The 16,431-nt window shown below is 64.2% G+C and carries 17 protein-coding genes; 2 read left to right on the forward strand and 15 right to left on the reverse strand.

The window, feature by feature from the left end; genetic code table 11:
• Nucleotides 1-2: 2 nt before the first annotated feature.
• Entirely contained in the window at nt 3-944 is a 942-nt protein-coding gene (gene tal, locus ACG02S_RS20045) for a transaldolase (protein WP_394472258.1), read from the reverse strand.
• Nucleotides 945-1,063: 119 nt separating this feature from the next.
• Between tal and zwf the strand changes: the two genes are divergently transcribed.
• Nucleotides 1,064-2,509 (forward strand): glucose-6-phosphate dehydrogenase, encoded by a 1,446-nt coding sequence (gene zwf, locus ACG02S_RS20050; RefSeq protein WP_394472259.1) that lies wholly within the window; start codon nt 1,064-1,066, stop codon nt 2,507-2,509.
• Nucleotides 2,510-2,597: 88 nt separating this feature from the next.
• On the forward strand, nt 2,598-3,458 hold the full coding sequence (locus ACG02S_RS20055; RefSeq protein ID WP_394472409.1) for a MurR/RpiR family transcriptional regulator: 861 nt from the start codon (nt 2,598-2,600) through the stop codon (nt 3,456-3,458).
• Between the two features lie 3 nt (nt 3,459-3,461).
• Here the strand turns inward: ACG02S_RS20055 and ACG02S_RS20060 are convergent, their stop codons facing one another.
• The 14 genes from ACG02S_RS20060 to ACG02S_RS20125 all read right to left on the reverse strand — a co-directional run bounded on the left by ACG02S_RS20060 (nt 3,462) and on the right by ACG02S_RS20125 (nt 15,894).
• A complete protein-coding gene (locus ACG02S_RS20060; RefSeq protein ID WP_394472260.1) occupies nt 3,462-3,767 on the reverse strand; it encodes an STAS domain-containing protein in 306 nt (101 codons plus the stop codon).
• Nucleotides 3,768-3,769: 2 nt separating this feature from the next.
• Nucleotides 3,770-4,405: an MlaC/ttg2D family ABC transporter substrate-binding protein gene (locus ACG02S_RS20065; protein ID WP_394472261.1), complete on the reverse strand. Its 636-nt coding sequence runs from the start codon at nt 4,403-4,405 to the stop codon at nt 3,770-3,772.
• Nucleotides 4,406-4,461: 56 nt separating this feature from the next.
• Nucleotides 4,462-5,328 carry an MlaA family lipoprotein gene (locus tag ACG02S_RS20070; RefSeq protein ID WP_394472262.1) on the reverse strand — a complete coding sequence of 289 codons (867 nt, stop codon included), beginning with the start codon at nt 5,326-5,328 and terminating at the stop codon, nt 4,462-4,464.
• Between the two features lie 32 nt (nt 5,329-5,360).
• Nucleotides 5,361-5,852: an outer membrane lipid asymmetry maintenance protein MlaD gene (gene mlaD / locus ACG02S_RS20075; protein WP_394472263.1), complete on the reverse strand. Its 492-nt coding sequence runs from the start codon at nt 5,850-5,852 to the stop codon at nt 5,361-5,363.
• 19 nt (nt 5,853-5,871) lie between these two features.
• Nucleotides 5,872-6,648: a lipid asymmetry maintenance ABC transporter permease subunit MlaE gene (gene mlaE, locus ACG02S_RS20080; RefSeq protein WP_394472264.1), complete on the reverse strand. Its 777-nt coding sequence runs from the start codon at nt 6,646-6,648 to the stop codon at nt 5,872-5,874.
• Nucleotides 6,648-7,451 carry an ABC transporter ATP-binding protein gene (locus ACG02S_RS20085; RefSeq protein ID WP_394472265.1) on the reverse strand — a complete coding sequence of 268 codons (804 nt, stop codon included), beginning with the start codon at nt 7,449-7,451 and terminating at the stop codon, nt 6,648-6,650. The genes mlaE and ACG02S_RS20085 overlap by 1 nt, the downstream gene beginning before the upstream one ends.
• An 84-nt stretch (nt 7,452-7,535) precedes the next feature.
• The gene (locus ACG02S_RS20090) at nt 7,536-8,108 is read right to left on the reverse strand and encodes an energy transducer TonB (protein WP_394472266.1); all 573 of its coding nucleotides are present in this window, start codon (nt 8,106-8,108) and stop codon (nt 7,536-7,538) included.
• 62 nt (nt 8,109-8,170) lie between these two features.
• Nucleotides 8,171-11,692 (reverse strand): pilus assembly protein, encoded by a 3,522-nt coding sequence (locus ACG02S_RS20095; RefSeq protein WP_394472267.1) that lies wholly within the window; start codon nt 11,690-11,692, stop codon nt 8,171-8,173.
• 17 nt (nt 11,693-11,709) lie between these two features.
• Complete coding sequence (locus ACG02S_RS20100) at nt 11,710-12,393, reverse strand: pilus assembly protein PilX (protein WP_394472268.1); 684 nt, start codon at nt 12,391-12,393, stop codon at nt 11,710-11,712.
• Nucleotide 12,394: 1 nt separating this feature from the next.
• Entirely contained in the window at nt 12,395-13,489 is a 1,095-nt protein-coding gene (locus ACG02S_RS20105; protein ID WP_394472269.1) for a PilW family protein, read from the reverse strand.
• Nucleotides 13,490-13,510: 21 nt separating this feature from the next.
• Nucleotides 13,511-13,921, reverse strand: a complete 411-nt coding sequence (locus ACG02S_RS20110) for a type IV pilus modification PilV family protein (protein ID WP_394472270.1) — start codon at nt 13,919-13,921, stop codon at nt 13,511-13,513.
• 26 nt (nt 13,922-13,947) lie between these two features.
• On the reverse strand, nt 13,948-14,550 hold the full coding sequence (locus ACG02S_RS20115) for a GspH/FimT family pseudopilin (protein WP_394472271.1): 603 nt from the start codon (nt 14,548-14,550) through the stop codon (nt 13,948-13,950).
• 7 nt (nt 14,551-14,557) lie between these two features.
• Nucleotides 14,558-15,028 (reverse strand): type IV pilin protein, encoded by a 471-nt coding sequence (locus ACG02S_RS20120; protein WP_394472272.1) that lies wholly within the window; start codon nt 15,026-15,028, stop codon nt 14,558-14,560.
• Between the two features lie 383 nt (nt 15,029-15,411).
• Entirely contained in the window at nt 15,412-15,894 is a 483-nt protein-coding gene (locus ACG02S_RS20125) for an RNA-dependent RNA polymerase family protein (protein WP_394472273.1), read from the reverse strand.
• Nucleotides 15,895-16,431: the final 537 nt, after the last annotated feature.

The raw sequence follows: 16,431 nt of genomic DNA on the forward strand, positions 1-16,431 counted from the left end.
GGTCAGGCGGCCTGGATGAGCTTGTCCAGCTTGCCGGCGTCAATGGCGAACAGGCGGATGCCCTCGGCCAGCTTCTCGGTGGCCATCGCGTCCTCGTTCAGCGCGAAGCGGAACGCGGCTTCGTCCAGATGCACGGCTGGCAGGTCGGAGCCCTTGGCGGGGTCCAGCGCGCGCTCCAGCTTGGCGTCGGTGCCCTGCAGCTGCGCGAGCAGGTCGGGGCTGATGGTCAGCAGGTCGCAGCCGGCCAGCGCCTGGATCTGGCCGATGTTACGGAAGCTCGCGCCCATCACCTCGGTCTTGATGCCGTGCTGCTTGAAGTAGGCGTAGATCTGCGACACGGACTTGACGCCCGGGTCGTTGACGCCGGCCATCGCGGCCTCGTCCCAGGCCGGGCCCGCGGCCTTCTTGTACCAGTCGTAGATCCGGCCGACGAACGGCGAGATCAGCTGCACCTGGGCCTCGCCGCAGGCCACAGCCTGCGCGAAAGCGAACAGCAGCGTCAGGTTGCAGCGGATGCCTTCGCGCTCCAGTTCCGCGGCGGCCTGGATGCCCTCCCAGGTCGACGCCAGTTTGATCAGCACGCGCTCCCGCGGGATGCCCGCCGCTTCGTACAGGCCGATGATGCGGCGCGCACGGAACAGGCTGGCCGCCTTGTCGAACGACAGGCGCGCATCGACCTCCGTGGACACGCGGCCCGGCACCACCTTCAGGATTTCCAGACCGAAGCGCACGAGCACATGGTCGACGATCTCGTCCAGCGGCTTGCCGCGATGGGCACTGACGGTCTCGTTCAGCAGCGGCGCGTAGTCCGGTGACTGCACGGCCTTCAGGATCAGCGAAGGATTGGTCGTCGCGTCGCGCGGCGCGAACTGCGCGAGCTGCAGGAAATTGCCGGTGTCGGCCACGACGGTGGTGAAGGCCTTGAGCTGGTCGAGCTGGTTCATCGTCTACCTCTTGCGGATCGCGGATTGACCCCGCGAAGAAACTGCTGCATAGTATTTCACGAAACTTAGTTACACAACGGTTAGCGCCCCTGCGAGGCGTCGACCTGGAGACGCTTCCGATGTCCTTTGATCTCGTGTTCTTTGGCGGTACCGGCGACCTGACGTGGCGCAAGCTGATGCCCGCACTGTTTCAGGCCTTCCGGCACGGCAAGTTGCCCGAAGGCGGCCGCATTCTCGCGGTCGCACGTGACGAACAGACTGACGAGCGTTACCGCGAGTGGCTGAAGGAGCGCTTTCGCGAGGTGGACGGCGCCAAGCGCCCCAATGACGAGGAGTTCGAGCGCTTTGCCGCCCTCATCCACTACCTGCGCATGGACCTGTCCAAGCCGGACAGCTATCAGACGCTGAAGGACTGGCTGGACGCGCGCAACGCCGACACCGTGGTGCTGTACCTGGCCACCAGCCCGCACCTGTTCACCGGCATCTGCCAGCAGCTGGGTGCCGTGGGCCTGAATCACGACAAGGTGCGCGTGGTGCTGGAGAAGCCGCTGGGCCACGACCTCGCCAGCGCGCAGGAGATCAACCGCGCGGTCCGCGCGGTGTTCAAGGAAAGCCAGGCGTTCCGCATCGACCACTACCTGGGCAAGCCGTCCGTGCAGAACCTGATGGCGCTGCGCTTCGGCAACGCGCTGTTCGAGCCGCTGTGGCGCCGCGAAAGCATCGCCAACATCCAGATCACGCTGGCCGAGCGCCTGGGCGTGGGCACCCGTGGCGCCTTTTACGACGGCACCGGTGCGCTGCGCGACATGATCCAGAACCATGCGCTGCAGTTGCTGACGATGATCGCCATGGAGCCGCCTTCAGCCAACGACGCCGACGCGATCCGCGACGAGAAGCTCAAGGTGCTGCGCTCGCTGAAGCCCTTCACACCAGAAACGGTGGGGCGCGACGTGGTGCGCGGCCAGTACCGCGCCGGCAACGTCGAGGGTGCGTCCGTGCCGGGCTACCTGGACGAGGTGAAGGTCCCGCCGGACAGCCACTGCGAGACGTTCGTCGCGCTGCGCACCGAGGTCAACAACTGGCGCTGGGCCGGCGTGCCCTTCTACTTGCGCACCGGCAAGCGGCTGGCGGAGCGCGATGCGCAGATCGTCATCAACTTCCGCCCCGTGCCGCACAAGATCTTCCCGGGCGGTGGCCAGGCCAACCGCCTGGTCATCAAGCTGCAGCCGGAGGACGGCCTGGAGCTCCAGCTGCTGGCCCAGAAAGGCACCGGCCAGGGCGAGCAGCTGACGCCGGTGTCGCTGGACCTGGACTTCGACAAGGCCTTTGCGACACAGCGCGTGGGCGCCTACGAACGCCTGCTGCTGGACGCCATCGCCGGGCGCCTGAACCTGTTCGTGCGCAGCGACGAGCAGGAGCAGGCGTGGCGCTGGGTCGAGCCGATCCTGAACGGCTGGGCCGCCGACCCAAGCGGTCCGCGTCCCTATTCCGCCGGCTCCTGGGGCCCGGCAGCCGCCAGCGCGCTGGTCGCACGTGACGGTTTCAGCTGGGCTGAAGAGCAATGAAGGCCGCAGCGCTGGGCCGCCCCGAGCAAAGCCGCACCCTCTCGGAGGGTCGCGAAACGAACCCGTTGAGCGGGGAGCAGGCATGAGCATCCTCGAACGCGTGAAGGCGGCGCTGCCCGCGCTGCCCCCCGCTGAGCAGCGCGTTGCCAAGCTGCTGCTGCAGGACGCGCGCAGCTTCGCCAGCCTGCCCGTCAGCGAACTGGCCGACCGCTCGCACGTCAGCAAGCCGACCGTCGTGCGCTTCTGCCGCAGCGTGGGCTACGACGGCCTGGCCGACTTCAAGCTGAAGCTGGCCGGCAGCGTCAACGAGGGCGTGCCCTTCGTGCACCGCGCGGTGGACGAGGACGACAAGCCGCAGGACGTCATCGTCAAGGTGGTCGACAACGCCGTCGCGGCACTGCTGCACTACCGCAACGACGCGGCCGGCCACGCGTTCGAGCGCGCCATCGACGCGCTGTCCGACTCGGCGCGCCACAACAAGCGCATCGAGTTCTACGGTGTCGGCAACTCCGGCATCGTCGCGCAGGACGCGCAGCACAAGTTCTTCAGGCTGGGCGTGAACACGGTCGCCACCAGCGACGGCCACGTGCAGCTGATGAGCGCCACCATGCTGCAGCCGGGCGACTGCGCGGTCATCATCAGCAACTCGGGCCGCAGCCGCGACCTGCTGGACGCCGCCGAGATCGCACGCAAGAAGGGCGCGACCATCATCATCATCACCGCCAGCGCATCGCCGCTGGCACAGATGGCGCTGGGCCCCAGCCAGATCCTGCTGGCGGTGGACCATCCCGAGGACTTCGACCGCTACAGCCCGATGGTGTCGCGCTTGCTGCACCTGATCGCGGTGGACATCCTGACCACCGGCGTGGCGCTGAAGCTGGGTCCGCACCTGCGGCCCGCGCTGCAGGAGATCAAGAAGAACCTGCGCGCGAAGCGCTACGCAGGCTGATGTTCAGGCCGCCGCCGGCGGCCACAGCAGCTCGGCCACGCCATAGACACGCGCCAGCTCACGCAGCTTCTGCGGCGCATCGTCGAGCTTGAGCGAAACACCCTGCTCGGTGCACTGGCGCGCCGCCGACAGCAGCAGGCTCAGCGCCGACGAATCGAAGTCTGTCAGCTCGCGCGCCGACAGCCTCACCTCGCGACCCGCGGCCGCCAGCACCTGGGCGGACTCCGCGCGCAGCGCAGGCGACATCGACACCCACGCCGCGCGTGCGCCATCCGTGCGCAAGCGCGCCGGCAGCTTCAGGCCGCTCAAGATCAGCTCTTGGCCGGCGCGCCGGCCTTGGCGTTCTTGTCGGCCAGGCTCTTGATCAGGCCATCGATGCCGTTGGCGCCGATTTCCTGGGCGAAGCTGTTGCGGTACTGGTCCGCGAGCCAGATGCCCAGCACGTTCACGTCGTAGATCTTCCAAACCGCGCCCGACTTCTCCAGACGGTAGTCCAACTGGATCGCGTCGCCCTTGCCGCGGATCTCGGTGCGCACGACGACGTCCGTGTCGGTGGGCTGAGCGCGCAGCGGCTTCAGGCCGATGGTCTGGTCCTTGACCTGCGTCAGCGCGCCGGCATAGGTGCGCACCAGCAACGTCTTGAACTCGGCTTGCAGGCGGGTCTGCTGCTCCGGCGTGGCCTGGCGCCAGAAGCGGCCCACGGCCGACGCCGTCATGCGTTGGAAGTTGATGTGCGGCATCACCTTGGCATCCACCAGGGCAATGATCTTGTTGATGTTGCCGGCCTGGATGTCCTTGTCGGCCTTGACGGCCTCCAGCGTCTCGATGGACAGCTGACGGATCAGTTGATCCGGGGCGCTGGCATCGGCCGCATGGGTCGCATGCACGAAGCCAAGGCCAAGGGTGGCCACGGCCAGCAGCCGGCGCAGGGATTTCAGCAAAGTCATGGTGTCGCTTTCTCTGAACGGGGACAGTCACTCAACGCGCCAGCCCCCGGTTGGGTTCACCGCGAGGCCGCAGAAGCGGGCTCGGCGGGCTTTTTTACGCTGGCCGCAGGGGCAGAAGCCGCAGGGGCAGAAGCCGCATCGGCTGGTGCCGATGCGCCCGCTGCTGGCGCCGACGCACCGTCGGACGGCGCTGAGGCGCCGTTGCCAGGCACCAGCACCTCGACCTCGTCATCGTCGTCAAAGCTGCCGCGACGCTGCAGGTAGGCGTCGCGATAGAAGGTGTACTTGTCGAGCGCGATGCCCTCCAGCATTTCTTCGGCGCGCAGGAAGCTGGCGCGCTGATTGATCACATTCAGCACTGAGATGCCGACCCGCCGCTCGCCGTTCTCGAACAACTGGGCGGGCGAGGCCTGCCAGTCCACCGGCAGCGCCAGTGAGTCGCGCACGGATGATGGGCCGAACACCGGCCAGACGATGTAAGCACCGGTTCCCATGCCCCAGTGGCCCAGCGTCTTGCCGAAGTCCTGACTGTTCTTCTCCAGGCCGGCCTCGGTCGCGATGTCCAGCACGCCAGCGAGGCCCAGGGTCGAGTTGACGGCGAAACGCATGCCCTGCTCGACCCCGGGCTTGAAACGGCCCTGCAGCATCAGGTTCACGGCCGACCACGCATCCCCGATGTTGCCGAAGAAGTTGTCGATGCCCGTGCGTACAGGCGAAGGCACCAGTTCCGAGTACGCCGTCGCCACGGGCTTTAGCACATGCCGGTCCAGCTTGTCGTTGAAAGCGAAGACCTTGCGGTTCCAGTTCTCCCACGGATCCATGCGCTGGCCCTTGGAACCCATCACCTTGTCGACCGCGCGTTCAACCCGGTTACCCACACCCTTGACGGTCTGGCAGCCGGCCAGCCCGATGATGAGGGCCATCAGCGCCCACGTGCGAACCCAGCGACCGGCGATCACGGCTTGCCCCCGGCGGCCGGCGCGGCGCTGCCCATGTCCGACGCCTTGCTGTTGATGAACTGGCCGATCAGGTTCTCCAGCACGACGGCGCTCTGCGTCTGGCGAATGATGTCGCCGCCGGCCAGGTTCTTCTCGTCGGCACCCGGCTCCAAACCGATGTACTGCTCGCCGAGCAGGCCTGAGGTCAGGATCTTGGCAGAGCTGTCCTTGGGGAACAGCGTGTTCTGCTGCAGCTTGATGACAACCTTGGCCTGGAAGGTCTTGTCGTCGAAGGTGATCGACTCCACGCGCCCCACGACGACGCCGGCACTCTTGACCGCCGCATTGGGCTTCAGGCCGCCGATGTTGTCGAACCGTGCCGACACCTGGTACGTGTCGGCAAAGCTGAGGCTGAGCAGATTCCCCGCCTTCAACGCGAGGAACAGCAACGCCGCGCCGCCCAGCAGCACGAACAGGCCGACCCACGCGTCATGTCGAGAGGATTGCATAGCTGGTCCCTGACTCCAATCAAATCGAAAACATCATCGCGGTCAGCATGAAGTCCAGGCCGAGCACGGCCAGAGACGACAACACCACGGTGCGGGTGGTGGCGGCCGAAACTCCCTCGGGCGTCGGCTTGCAGGCATAGCCTTGCAGCAGCGCGATGAAGGTCACCGTCACACCAAAAACAAAGCTTTTCACGACGCCGTTGCCGACATCCGCAAAGACGTCGACGCCGCCCTGCATCTGCGACCAGAAAGCACCGGGATCGATACCGATCAACGGCACCGCCACCAGCCAGCCGCCGATGATGCCCACGGCTGAGAAAACCGCCGCCAGCAAGGGCATCGCGATCACGCCCCCCCAGAAGCGCGGGGCCAGCACACGCTGCACCGGATCCACCGCCATCATCTCCATCGCCGTCAGCTGCTCACCGGCCTTCATGAGGCCGATCTCGGCCGTCAGCGACGTGCCGGCGCGTCCCGCGAAGAGCAGTGCCGTGACGACCGGCCCCAGCTCGCGCACCAGGCTCAGCGCCACCAGCAGCCCCACCGCCTCGGCGGAGCCGTAGCGCTGCAGCGTGTAATAGCCCTGCAAGGCCAGCACGAATCCGACGAACAGGCCCGACACGCCGATGATGGACAACGACTTGTTGCCCAGGTGGAAGACCTGCTCGCGCACCAGGACGAAACGCGCCAGCGCCCGCGGCGAACGCGCCAGCAGGCTGAAGAACAGGCGCGCCGACGCGCCGACGTCGGTCAGCGTGTGTCGCACGCCCGCGCCGATGCGGGCAGCCAACGCCATCATGCCGACACCCCGAAATCCTCTGCCACCGGCTTGGCCGGCTGATGAAAGCGCACCGGCCCGTCGGCCTCGGCGCCGACGAATTGACGCACCAGCGGGTCGTCGCTGTGACGGAGTTCGTCCGGCGTCCCCTGGGCCACGATGCGCCCATTGGCCACCATGGCCACATGGTCGGCGATGCTGAAGGTTTCCGTCAGGTCGTGCGACACGATGACGCTGGTCAACCCCAGCGCATCGTTCAGGTCGCGGATCAGCCGCGCCGCCACACCGAGCGAGATGGGGTCCAGGCCCGCAAACGGCTCGTCGTACAGCACCAGATCGGGGTCCAGCGCGATGGCGCGCGCGAGCGCCACACGACGTGCCATGCCACCGGAGATCTCGCTGGGCATCAGGTCGCGGGCACCGCGCAATCCCACCGCGTTGAGTTTCATCAGCACCAGGTCGCGAACCATGGTTTCCGGCAGGTCCGTGTGCTCACGCAGCGGGAAGGCCACGTTCTCGAACACGGACAGGTCCGTGAACAGCGCGCCGAACTGGAACAGCATGCCCATGCGCCGGCGCACGGCGTAAAGGCCCTTCAGGTCCAGCGGCGCCAGATCCTGGCCATCGAACAGCACCTGCCCGGAGATTGGGCGCAGTTGCCGGCCCAGCAACCGCAGCACCGTGGTCTTGCCGCCACCCGACGTGCCGATCAGCGCCAGCACCTTGCCGCGTTCGAGCCTCAGGTTGACGCCATCAAGGATCACGCGATCGCCGTAGCCGCAGCTGACGTTGCGCAGTTCGATCAGAGGTGTTTGGGTCAACGGAGTCACGCGGTCGCGCCAGACGGAGCGGGGCCAAAAGTCCGCATGATAGGGGAAACACCGAGCCGCCTACTCAAGCGGTGTTCAATGTCCGGACATCCGGGTTTCGTGATCGAAACTGACCTCCACGCGAGTCCAGCACTTGACCGGCTTGCCGTTCAATTGACCCGGCGTGAAGCCGACCGCCATGAACGCGTCTCGCGCCGCCTCAAACAACGGGTCGGGCAAGCGGGCGTCGCCGTCGAGCTCGACGCGCTCCACGGTCCCCTCCTCATCAAGGTAGAGCTTCAGGACCGCCGTGTAGGAAGCCTTCAGGTGCCAGTTCTGAGGCCAGAGGAGTGGCACGGCACCCCGCGGCACAGGCGCTGTGCTGAGCAGTCCACGAGGCACGTAGACCGACGCCGCCACGGGTGCGGTGACCCAGGAGTCCAGGGCAAGCGGCTCACTTGAAGCGCGCGAGGGCGCAGACGCGGCTTCTGAGGGGGAAGTTGGTCGGGCCTCGGCAATGACGCCCTCCAAAGCACTGCTCGGTTCAGGGAGGTCCAATTGGCGCACCACCACCGGCTGTGGGGCCTGGATGTGTGGCGCCTGCAACCGTTCGCGCTGCCAAGAGAGAACCGTATCCGACCAGATGCCTATCAACCCAACGTGGGCCATCAACACACCTGCCAGGCATGCTGCAAGCATGCCGCGCCGTAGGGCGCGGCGTCTGGCCGGGTTCAATTCATCAGTTCGCGCCAAGAGGTGCGTCGCAAAGTGGTCGCCGGAAGGTTGGTGAGGTCAGCACCAGGCAGAGGTGTCGTTCCGCCCTTGTCGTCTTCCGCCAGCGTCACCATTTTTTGATCTGACGTTATGAGCGTCGTCAAACCCACCGTCAAATCCGGAAGAGAGTAGGTGAGCAGCGGCTTACCCGAGCCGACATCCAGATAGTAGATCCAGGAGGTACCACCCGGCGAGCAGACGGTGGGAGATGGCACGTTGCCCGCAACGATCAGTTGATTGAGTTGCTGGTCAAAGTCCACATTGACCCGCTCCCCGCTGGTCAGATTCAAATCTACGTACCAGCCTTTCTTCGCGGCCCAGTCAACGGTTGCTCCGTTAACAAGCCCGTTGCGCGTGCTGTTGATGGTCTGCTTGACCATACCGACATTGCTGCGCAGCGCGCCCAGGCCACTGACTGCGAGCTCATCCTTGAACGTGTAGATGGACTGCAGCGACGTGTCCCCGATGTCGCTCGTGCCGAGGTAACGCCCCGTGGCGACGGACACCACCGCGTACTTGTAGTTGCCGTCCAGGATCTCCGTCATCACTGGGCGGGTCGTGATGGGCTGGCTGGCACCAGCGGTCTGCGCTACCAGAGTCGCCTCCCTGCCACTCGGTGCATAGTTGTCGTCAAAGTCAAAACGCCACACGTTGCCCAGCATGTCCCCACCATAAACGCGGGCGGCGACACCCAGCTTGTCGTCATCGATCCACGCATTGATCTTGCCCAGGTTGCTAGGCGTGCTTGTATTGCCGACATTGGTCGTGCCGACTTTGGTCGCGATGGTGCTTATGGACGCACCCGTCAACGCGTCAACCACATACAAATAGCCGCCACCATCACCGGGGCTGACGTTGTTGTAGCCGGACGTGAACATCACGACCCACTTGCCACTCTTATTCTTGGTGATGATCGGGTTGCCGTAGCTGTAGCCCAGATTGGTTTCGGTGAACTCCCACAACAGCGCCGGACTCTCGGGATTGGTGATGTCGAGCGCGTAATAGCCCCGCCCGCCCTTGCCCAGGCCGCCAACAAGGATGGTGCGCCATTTGCTGCCGTCATAAATATCAGACACCACCGGCGCGCCGTCGACGAAGAAGCGGTGCTTGGCTTCGTAGTTGGTATCGGCCAGCAAATACAGGTTGGACATAACCATGGAGGGCACATACGCCCACAACTCCGTGCCGCCAGTCGTATCCGCGACGTCGTCACTGACCTTGATCGCGTGAAGCATGCCGTCGTTGGCGCCGACGTAGAGGACGCCGAATGTCTTCGCGCGCGTCTGGGCCACGTAGTCACTGTAGCCATCGCCCGAGTAGCTGAGCGGCGCCTTCTTCACGTACACCGGCGCACCATTGACGATGTCTCCCAGGGGGCTGGCGCGGGTGCGGAACACCTTGTCCGCATCGGCCGCTGCGGACTGCTCCAACGCCGCGCTGCCGCGAAGGAAGGACACGAGATTGTCAGCTGTCGCCTTCGGCTTGGCGTCCGTAGACAGCGACGTGCACTGCGACAGCTTCTCCGCGCCGGATGTGCAGAGCCCGTCAAACATCGCCAGCTTGCCTGCTGCGCTGAGGTTGTCCTTGTTGAACTCAGCGAGAGTGCCACTCTTGTTGAACAGGATCTTGCGTGTCCCCTGGTTCTTGATGCGCTCTGCAGCGGACCAGATCGGCTTTGTGGTGAGCGCCGTTCCCTTCGCTGTGTCGATCTTGAAGGCATTGATCGTGCCATCCCAGGTCTTGGTGGTGTACAGCGGGATGAACAGCCAGTCATCGCCACTGGAGGGCATCAGGGAACTGGTGGCGGCGGCAGCTGAACTGCCCGTAGACGCATCGATCCTGTTCAGCGCATCCACCAGGCTGGTCGCCATGTCGGCCGCATTGTTAGCACTGTAGTACGTGCCTCGGCCGTTGACTGCAGCGTGCCAGAGATCGTCAATGCGCTCCGCGCCGGTGTTGCTGATCGGATCAGGCCAGACCTTGGTGCCCTGCTTGATCTCCCAGAAATCGCCGCTGCGCTGCGTTTCGTAATCCTTGTCGTAGGTCAGCGTGCCGCTCAGACCCAGCCCCAGCGTGAACGTCGTCATGTGCTGTGCAGAGTTGGTGTCCTTGGTGTCGGTGGGCACCTTGTTCTCGCATACGTCCTGGTTGGCCACCGAACCGGTGCAATTGCCCCTGGTCGACGTGCGGAGGTCGGTGACGTAGTAGTACTGCGCCACGTCGGCGAGCGTACCGCCGACGCCCGTGCCGTAAATGGCATCGCGCATGGGCAGCGCCACACCGCTGCCGGTATCCATGTTGCCGATCTCCGTCGTGCCATTGATCTCGTACGGCTTGGCGTCCGCCTGATTCCAGTAACCGTCGGTCGACAGGATGGTGTAGTTGCGTTGGCAGGCGTACTGCATTGGGTCGGACTGACCAGTCAGCTGCTTGGCGTAGTAGCGGCCCGCGCGTGCCAGCGCCGGTCGCAGAGGCGTGTTGCCGCCACCGGATGTCGTGTACAGGCGCGTGAAGAAGTCCGCCTTCTGCGTTCCAGAGTCGTAGTCCCGAATGTTCAGGAAACCTGAGCTGTCGGCACCGCCGTTTGCATGCTGACTGATCTTGGAGAAACCGACCCGGAATCGCGACGCATCAATCTTTGCAAAAGCGCGCCCCGCGCCCGCACGCATCGCCAGCATGCGGGTGCGGTAAAAAGCGAACCAGTTGGCGTAGTTCTGCTTCTGCGCCTCCGACGCATTGGAAGCGCGCACGACATTGAAGTCGGTAGAGGCGCACGAGGTGCTGGAGGCGCCCGTCTTGCGAGTCGCCCACAGGAAGGGACCTATCCTGCCCTCAGTCTTCGTCGTCGTCGTCGTGGTCTGGAGGGCGCAGCTGTTGTTCGTCCCGGTTCCACACCTCATGCCGGGCGCATTGACCCGGATCACCTCAACGACAGTGGTCGTCGTTGAATCGCTGGGGGCGTCGTAGGTGGACGTGCTTGTGGTCTCAGGCGGATAGCAGCTCGCGTCGTTGCGTCGGCCGCAGACCTTCGTCGTCGTGTTCGAACTGCTACTGATCGTCGCCCCCGTGACCTCAGGCGTCTCCGGGTTGTTGTTCCTCAGATCGACGGCATCGGCGATGACTTGCTTGTAGCCGTCATTCCATGCAGCCGAGAACGTGGCCGGATTCATCGGCGTGCCGTCTGCTTTGAGCGGAGGGGCATACGTCCGATTCGGATCAAAGAAGATCAGGTTGCGATCCACCGATCCGAAGCAGACGTTGTCGGTCGGCGCGTTGTCCGGAAGATAGTTGTAGCTCATCGAACCGGAGTCATCCAGCACGAACATCAGGTTGCTACGCACTAACGTGCCGTTGGCCATACTGCTAAGTGGACGGTCGATGAGGTCGGCCGTGCCGGCGCAAGCTTGCCCAGCGATCAGCAGAGCACCGATTTGGAGAATCGTCCTCAACAACCTTGGAAGAAAAGAGGTGGTCTTCATCTTGCTTTCCTGCTGCCTCAGCGTTGAATGATGGTTTCCGTGAACGACACCGTGCCGCGAGCGCTGGTCGAGCGAACAACGATGCGGTAGTACTGCGCGTTGGTGACCACGATCTCCACCTTGCGTTTGTTGTAGTCGGTCGACCCCTTGTTACCGCCGCCAGTCAACGCCGAGCCAATGGGCGTTGCGCAGTCAATCGCTGAGGGCGCGCCTTCTGTGGCACAAAGACGCGTGATCAGGTAGCGCGCAGTGTTGGCGCCGCCGTTGAGACTGATTTGGCTGGACGGGGCCACGCAGGTCCCAAAGGATGTCGAGGCATAGAGCGCGCAATTGCCGCTGCCCGTCCAGTCAACCACCGCTCGCGTGGTCAGACTCGACCCCTGCCCCGTGACATCCAACGCATCACGGCTGGCGGCGTAATAGCCTGCAGCCGGCTGATCCGAATTCAAGGTGGTCGCGGAGGCCGTATTGAGATAGGCGATCGCCTGCTCGGCGGCTTGGCTGGCCGCAGACGTGGCATCCTGCTTGAAACCGAGGTTGCCGATCACCAGTGAACTGGTGTCGACCGAACGAATCAGGGCAACGGCGGCCAGCGAAATTGCCACCAATGCCAGCAGCGCAAAAAGCAACGAGAGACCACGCTGAGCCTTACGCTCAGCGTAGCGCTCGCGCCCAATCAATAGTTTCCTACGCGTAATCATTTCAACCTCCCCAGATCACGTTGCGCAAGGGGATCGTGACCTCCGAGACCGCATAGCGGTAGTGCTTCCAGTCGGGCACGGAGTCGATCTTCAACGTGAGGCAGTTGCTCGTGCCGCAGGCCGTTGCGCCAGCAACCGTGGTGGAGGTGCCAACGTCCCACACAGGCGAGGCCAGCGTCACCTCTTCCTTCTGGAAGGCGCTGCTGCGCGCCACCAGAGCGATGCGCACGGAGCGAACCTGCTGCCAGCCTGCGTTCGTCGTGGGCGTGACCCGGTCGTAGCTGTCCACCACGTCATCGCCGTTCGTGTCCTTGCCGTATAGCGCGCGCAGATTCACGATCTGAGGAAAGATGTCCTGAGACTGCAGGGCGCCAGATGCAGGGTTCAACGTCTGCTGCTGCAGGTTGTACGCGGCAGACACGGAGAACGTGCGGCGGACCACTTGCCCCGCATTGACCAGCAAGGACCCTGCTAAGTAGCCCGCTGCGGGAGCCACGTTGGCGCCAGAGTTCCAAGCGGAGGGGCCATGGACCAGCTGATTGGTGTTGGCAAGCTGGGTCACCATGTAGGCGCCGCACCAATTCGTCGCCGAATGGGAGCCCGGGACCGCGATGACCATGTCGCCCACCGAAATGCCGACCGCCGATCGCACCGTGAACCGGTCCGCCGTAGTCGGGTGGTCCACGCTCACCACGGCCGGAACCGAGTAGGGACGACTCGAATACATGACGGTGACACTGTCTGACGCGTCATTGGCACCTGCCATGATCACCACCGGGACCAGAGGCCAGCTGAACGCGCCGGCAGTTGTGTGGTTTGCATTCACGGTGCATCCCAGCACGGACAGTTCATTGATCAGGCCATAGCCCGCCATCTGAACCTCACGCTGCAGCGTGTACATCGCCAACGATCCATTCACCTGTGCATCCGCCCCTCCGGTGGTGGCGCGCTTGTAGCCTTCAGCGAAAGACATGACCTGGGCGACAACCAGCACCACCACGATGCCCAGCACCATGCCCACCATCAACTCGATCAACGTGACGCCGCGAGCGCAGGCGGCGCCCTTGGAGCGCGAGAGCCGGGAAATGTTCAACATTGCCATCGCCACAGCACTCCGTCAGTTGATGGACACAGCGGTGGAGAACCGATTCGTCGATTCACCGGGCTGCGTCCAGCGAATCTGAATGGTGACCACGCCAGCCGGAGTGACGGTGACCGTCGAGGCGCCATTGGGCAGGCGCGCGGCCACCCGTGCCTGCCAGTCAGTGCAGGCCGTGCGGCAGGACGCGGTGGCGTACTGCGACAAGTTGGCCCGGTCGTTCCACATGACGCCAATCAATTGCTGAGAAAGGAATGCAGCCTCGGCGCGAAACGTCGCGGACGTCTGCGCGCGTGTCATCGACCCTTGCAAGCCGACCACACCCAAAATACCCAGCGAGCAGATCAGCAGTGCAACGAGCGCTTCGAGCATCGCAAAGCCGGTACTGCGGCTGCGGCGTCCAGCACGTACGGCGGGATGCAGTTTCATGAATGAGTCTCCATCTTTGCCATCACTCAGCAGCCACGCGGGTCGCCGCTTGAGGTGACCTTCGGATCGCACATGCGAACCGTACCGCCGGTGCCCACGACGATGCGAAGTGGGCGGGAATCATCATCGGAAGTGCTGCTGACTACCGAGATGGTGGCGATGTCACCTGCATTCGCCGCGCGCCCAAAACCGTTGAAGACGACATCTGGCGCCTCTTCGTTCGCCGCGCTTAGTGCTTTGACTGTCACGCGAGCGCCACCGCTTCCGGCTGCTTGCTTGTCAAGGATCCGGGGCGCCGTGGAGTCACTCACCTCGACATCGCACTTATCGCTCGGATCGTCCAGGCTCACAACCCAGGACGCGCCCCCGCCCGAAGTTTGGCAACTGCCGTCCATCACGGCGGGATCCGTCAGCGAAACCAGCGAGAAGCGTACGTTCTCATTGCGTCGCATGGCCTCAGACCGCGCGCGCTGCAGGCCGTTGACCATGCCGGTGGCGACGTTACGGATCTGCGTATTGCGAATCCAGGTGCTGACATTGGGCGCCACTGCCATCAGCATGATGGCCAGCAACGCCAGCACGACCATCACCTCGACCAGGGAAACGCCCCGCGACCGCGCGCGCATCATGATGCCCTCAGCTGCACGATGTGCTCTTGACCAGCCAGCAGTTCTTGCCCGTGACGGCCGCGCCCTTGAAGGTCGTCGTCGTCTGCAAGTTGCTGTGGTTGATGGTGTAGACGTGACCAACGGACGACGTGCCCGTCTTGCCAGTCGCCGTGACCGTATAGCCTTGGCCAGCGGCCGAAAGTCCGCAGGAGTAGGTGAAGTTCTTGGCGCCCGTCGGCGCAAATCCATTCCAGCTCGGTGCCGCATTCCCGTCCGCGCAGGCATCCGTCCCGTAGCGCCGGTTGTCCTGATAGAACTGCTCCAGCTTGACCCGATAGTCCGCGAGTTGCGAGAAGGCCTCGGTCAAGGACCCGCGACGCACGTAATCGGTGTACGCCGGCATGGCCACGGCAGCCAAGATACTGATGATCCCGACGACGATCATCAGCTCGATCAGCGTGAAGCCGCGTTGCGAAACGGAGCGCGCGAGTCTGGGCATGAGCGAGTCCTGGAAGAGCGGTGGAGGAGCAAAATCGCGTCACCAATGAAGCCGTTGGCGCGCTGTTGGCAGCAATTCTCTGCAATGTCGGCGTGCAACGGCGTGCAAACTGCCCATCTCGGCATGCCTTTTAGACGGACGCGAACGCCACCGCGACGAACGGCATACAAAGGTAAGCAATTGCTTACCGGCGACGATGATCCGGACCTCCGACCCCAACAAGATTGGGATAGGGGTCAGCCATTGTGGCTAAGCCCCTCCCACACCACCCGGCGTGCGGGTCCGCACCGGGCGGTTCGAGAAGTTGAGGTCAGGAGAATCGCGGGACTCCCAGCCGGTCGAAGTAGTTGACGGTCAAGATGCCGTTCAGCGCCATGCGGCTGTTACGCCACCACCGTCGGGCATTGGAGGCGATCCGTCCTGCAACCGCCTCGCTGGCACCCAGACGCCGGAGTGCGCGGTACATCGTCGTCCCGCGCCTCCACTGCTTGAGCTGCAACGCTCGCTGCATGAACCACTGCCTGCGTCGCGCTGCGTCCCGGGCGGAAGCCATAGCTCCCATCCGAGAACGTCGGCTCGAACAGCGGTTGCATCACCTGGTGCAGCGCTTGCTGAATCAGCCTGTCCACCACGGTGGGCACGCCAAGCGTCCTGACCCCGCCCTGCGGCTTGGGTATGTCCACTCGGCGCACCGCGCGTGGCAGGTACGTACCTGCCAGCAGCACCACCTTCACACTTTCCCAATGGCTTTGCAGCCAGTCCTTGAGGTCTTCGCAACGCATCCCGTCGATGCCGGGCGCCCCGCGATTTCTCATGACTTGGCTGTACGCCTTTTGCATGTTGCTGCGTTCGACCACCAGCTCCATGAGCCGGTGGTCCTCCGATTTCGTTCGCCCGCTCGTCGCTGTGCCAGTCTCCGCACCGTCGCGCGCACTCCCCAGATTCCGTCCGGATGCTTCGTGCTCGGCCCACTCTTTGGGACATCCCAGAGCAGCTTCTGCGTCATCGATAGGCCTCAAGATCAATCGTCCTACTCTCGGTCTTACTCGTTCAGCCCTTCGGTCCGTACCGGCACCTACTATGGCGTCTGCTGACTTCTGAGCGCGCCTCCCGTCGCCTCTCGACGCCGGTAGCCCTTTCGGGCACGCGCTCAGATCTCCCCGGGTATTGCGCACCCACCTTCACGCTTATGCCTGTCGGATTTACGACGCACCGTTCCGTGCAAGTACCGGGCTTTGGTGAATTGGGACACCTCACCCCGGCGCGCCGCCTCGTATCCGCTTCCTGTTCGTCAGGCCAGCGCTTTGCCATCCGGCTTCCTTCAGACCCGCAGTCGCCCGCGGAGCCCTTGCCATTGGCTAACCATTCCCCTTGCCGGGCTGGTAGAGGACTTTCACCTCCAA

It is taken from the genome of Pelomonas dachongensis (assembly GCF_043555865.1).
Taxonomy (GTDB): domain Bacteria; phylum Pseudomonadota; class Gammaproteobacteria; order Burkholderiales; family Burkholderiaceae_C; genus Pelomonas; species Pelomonas dachongensis.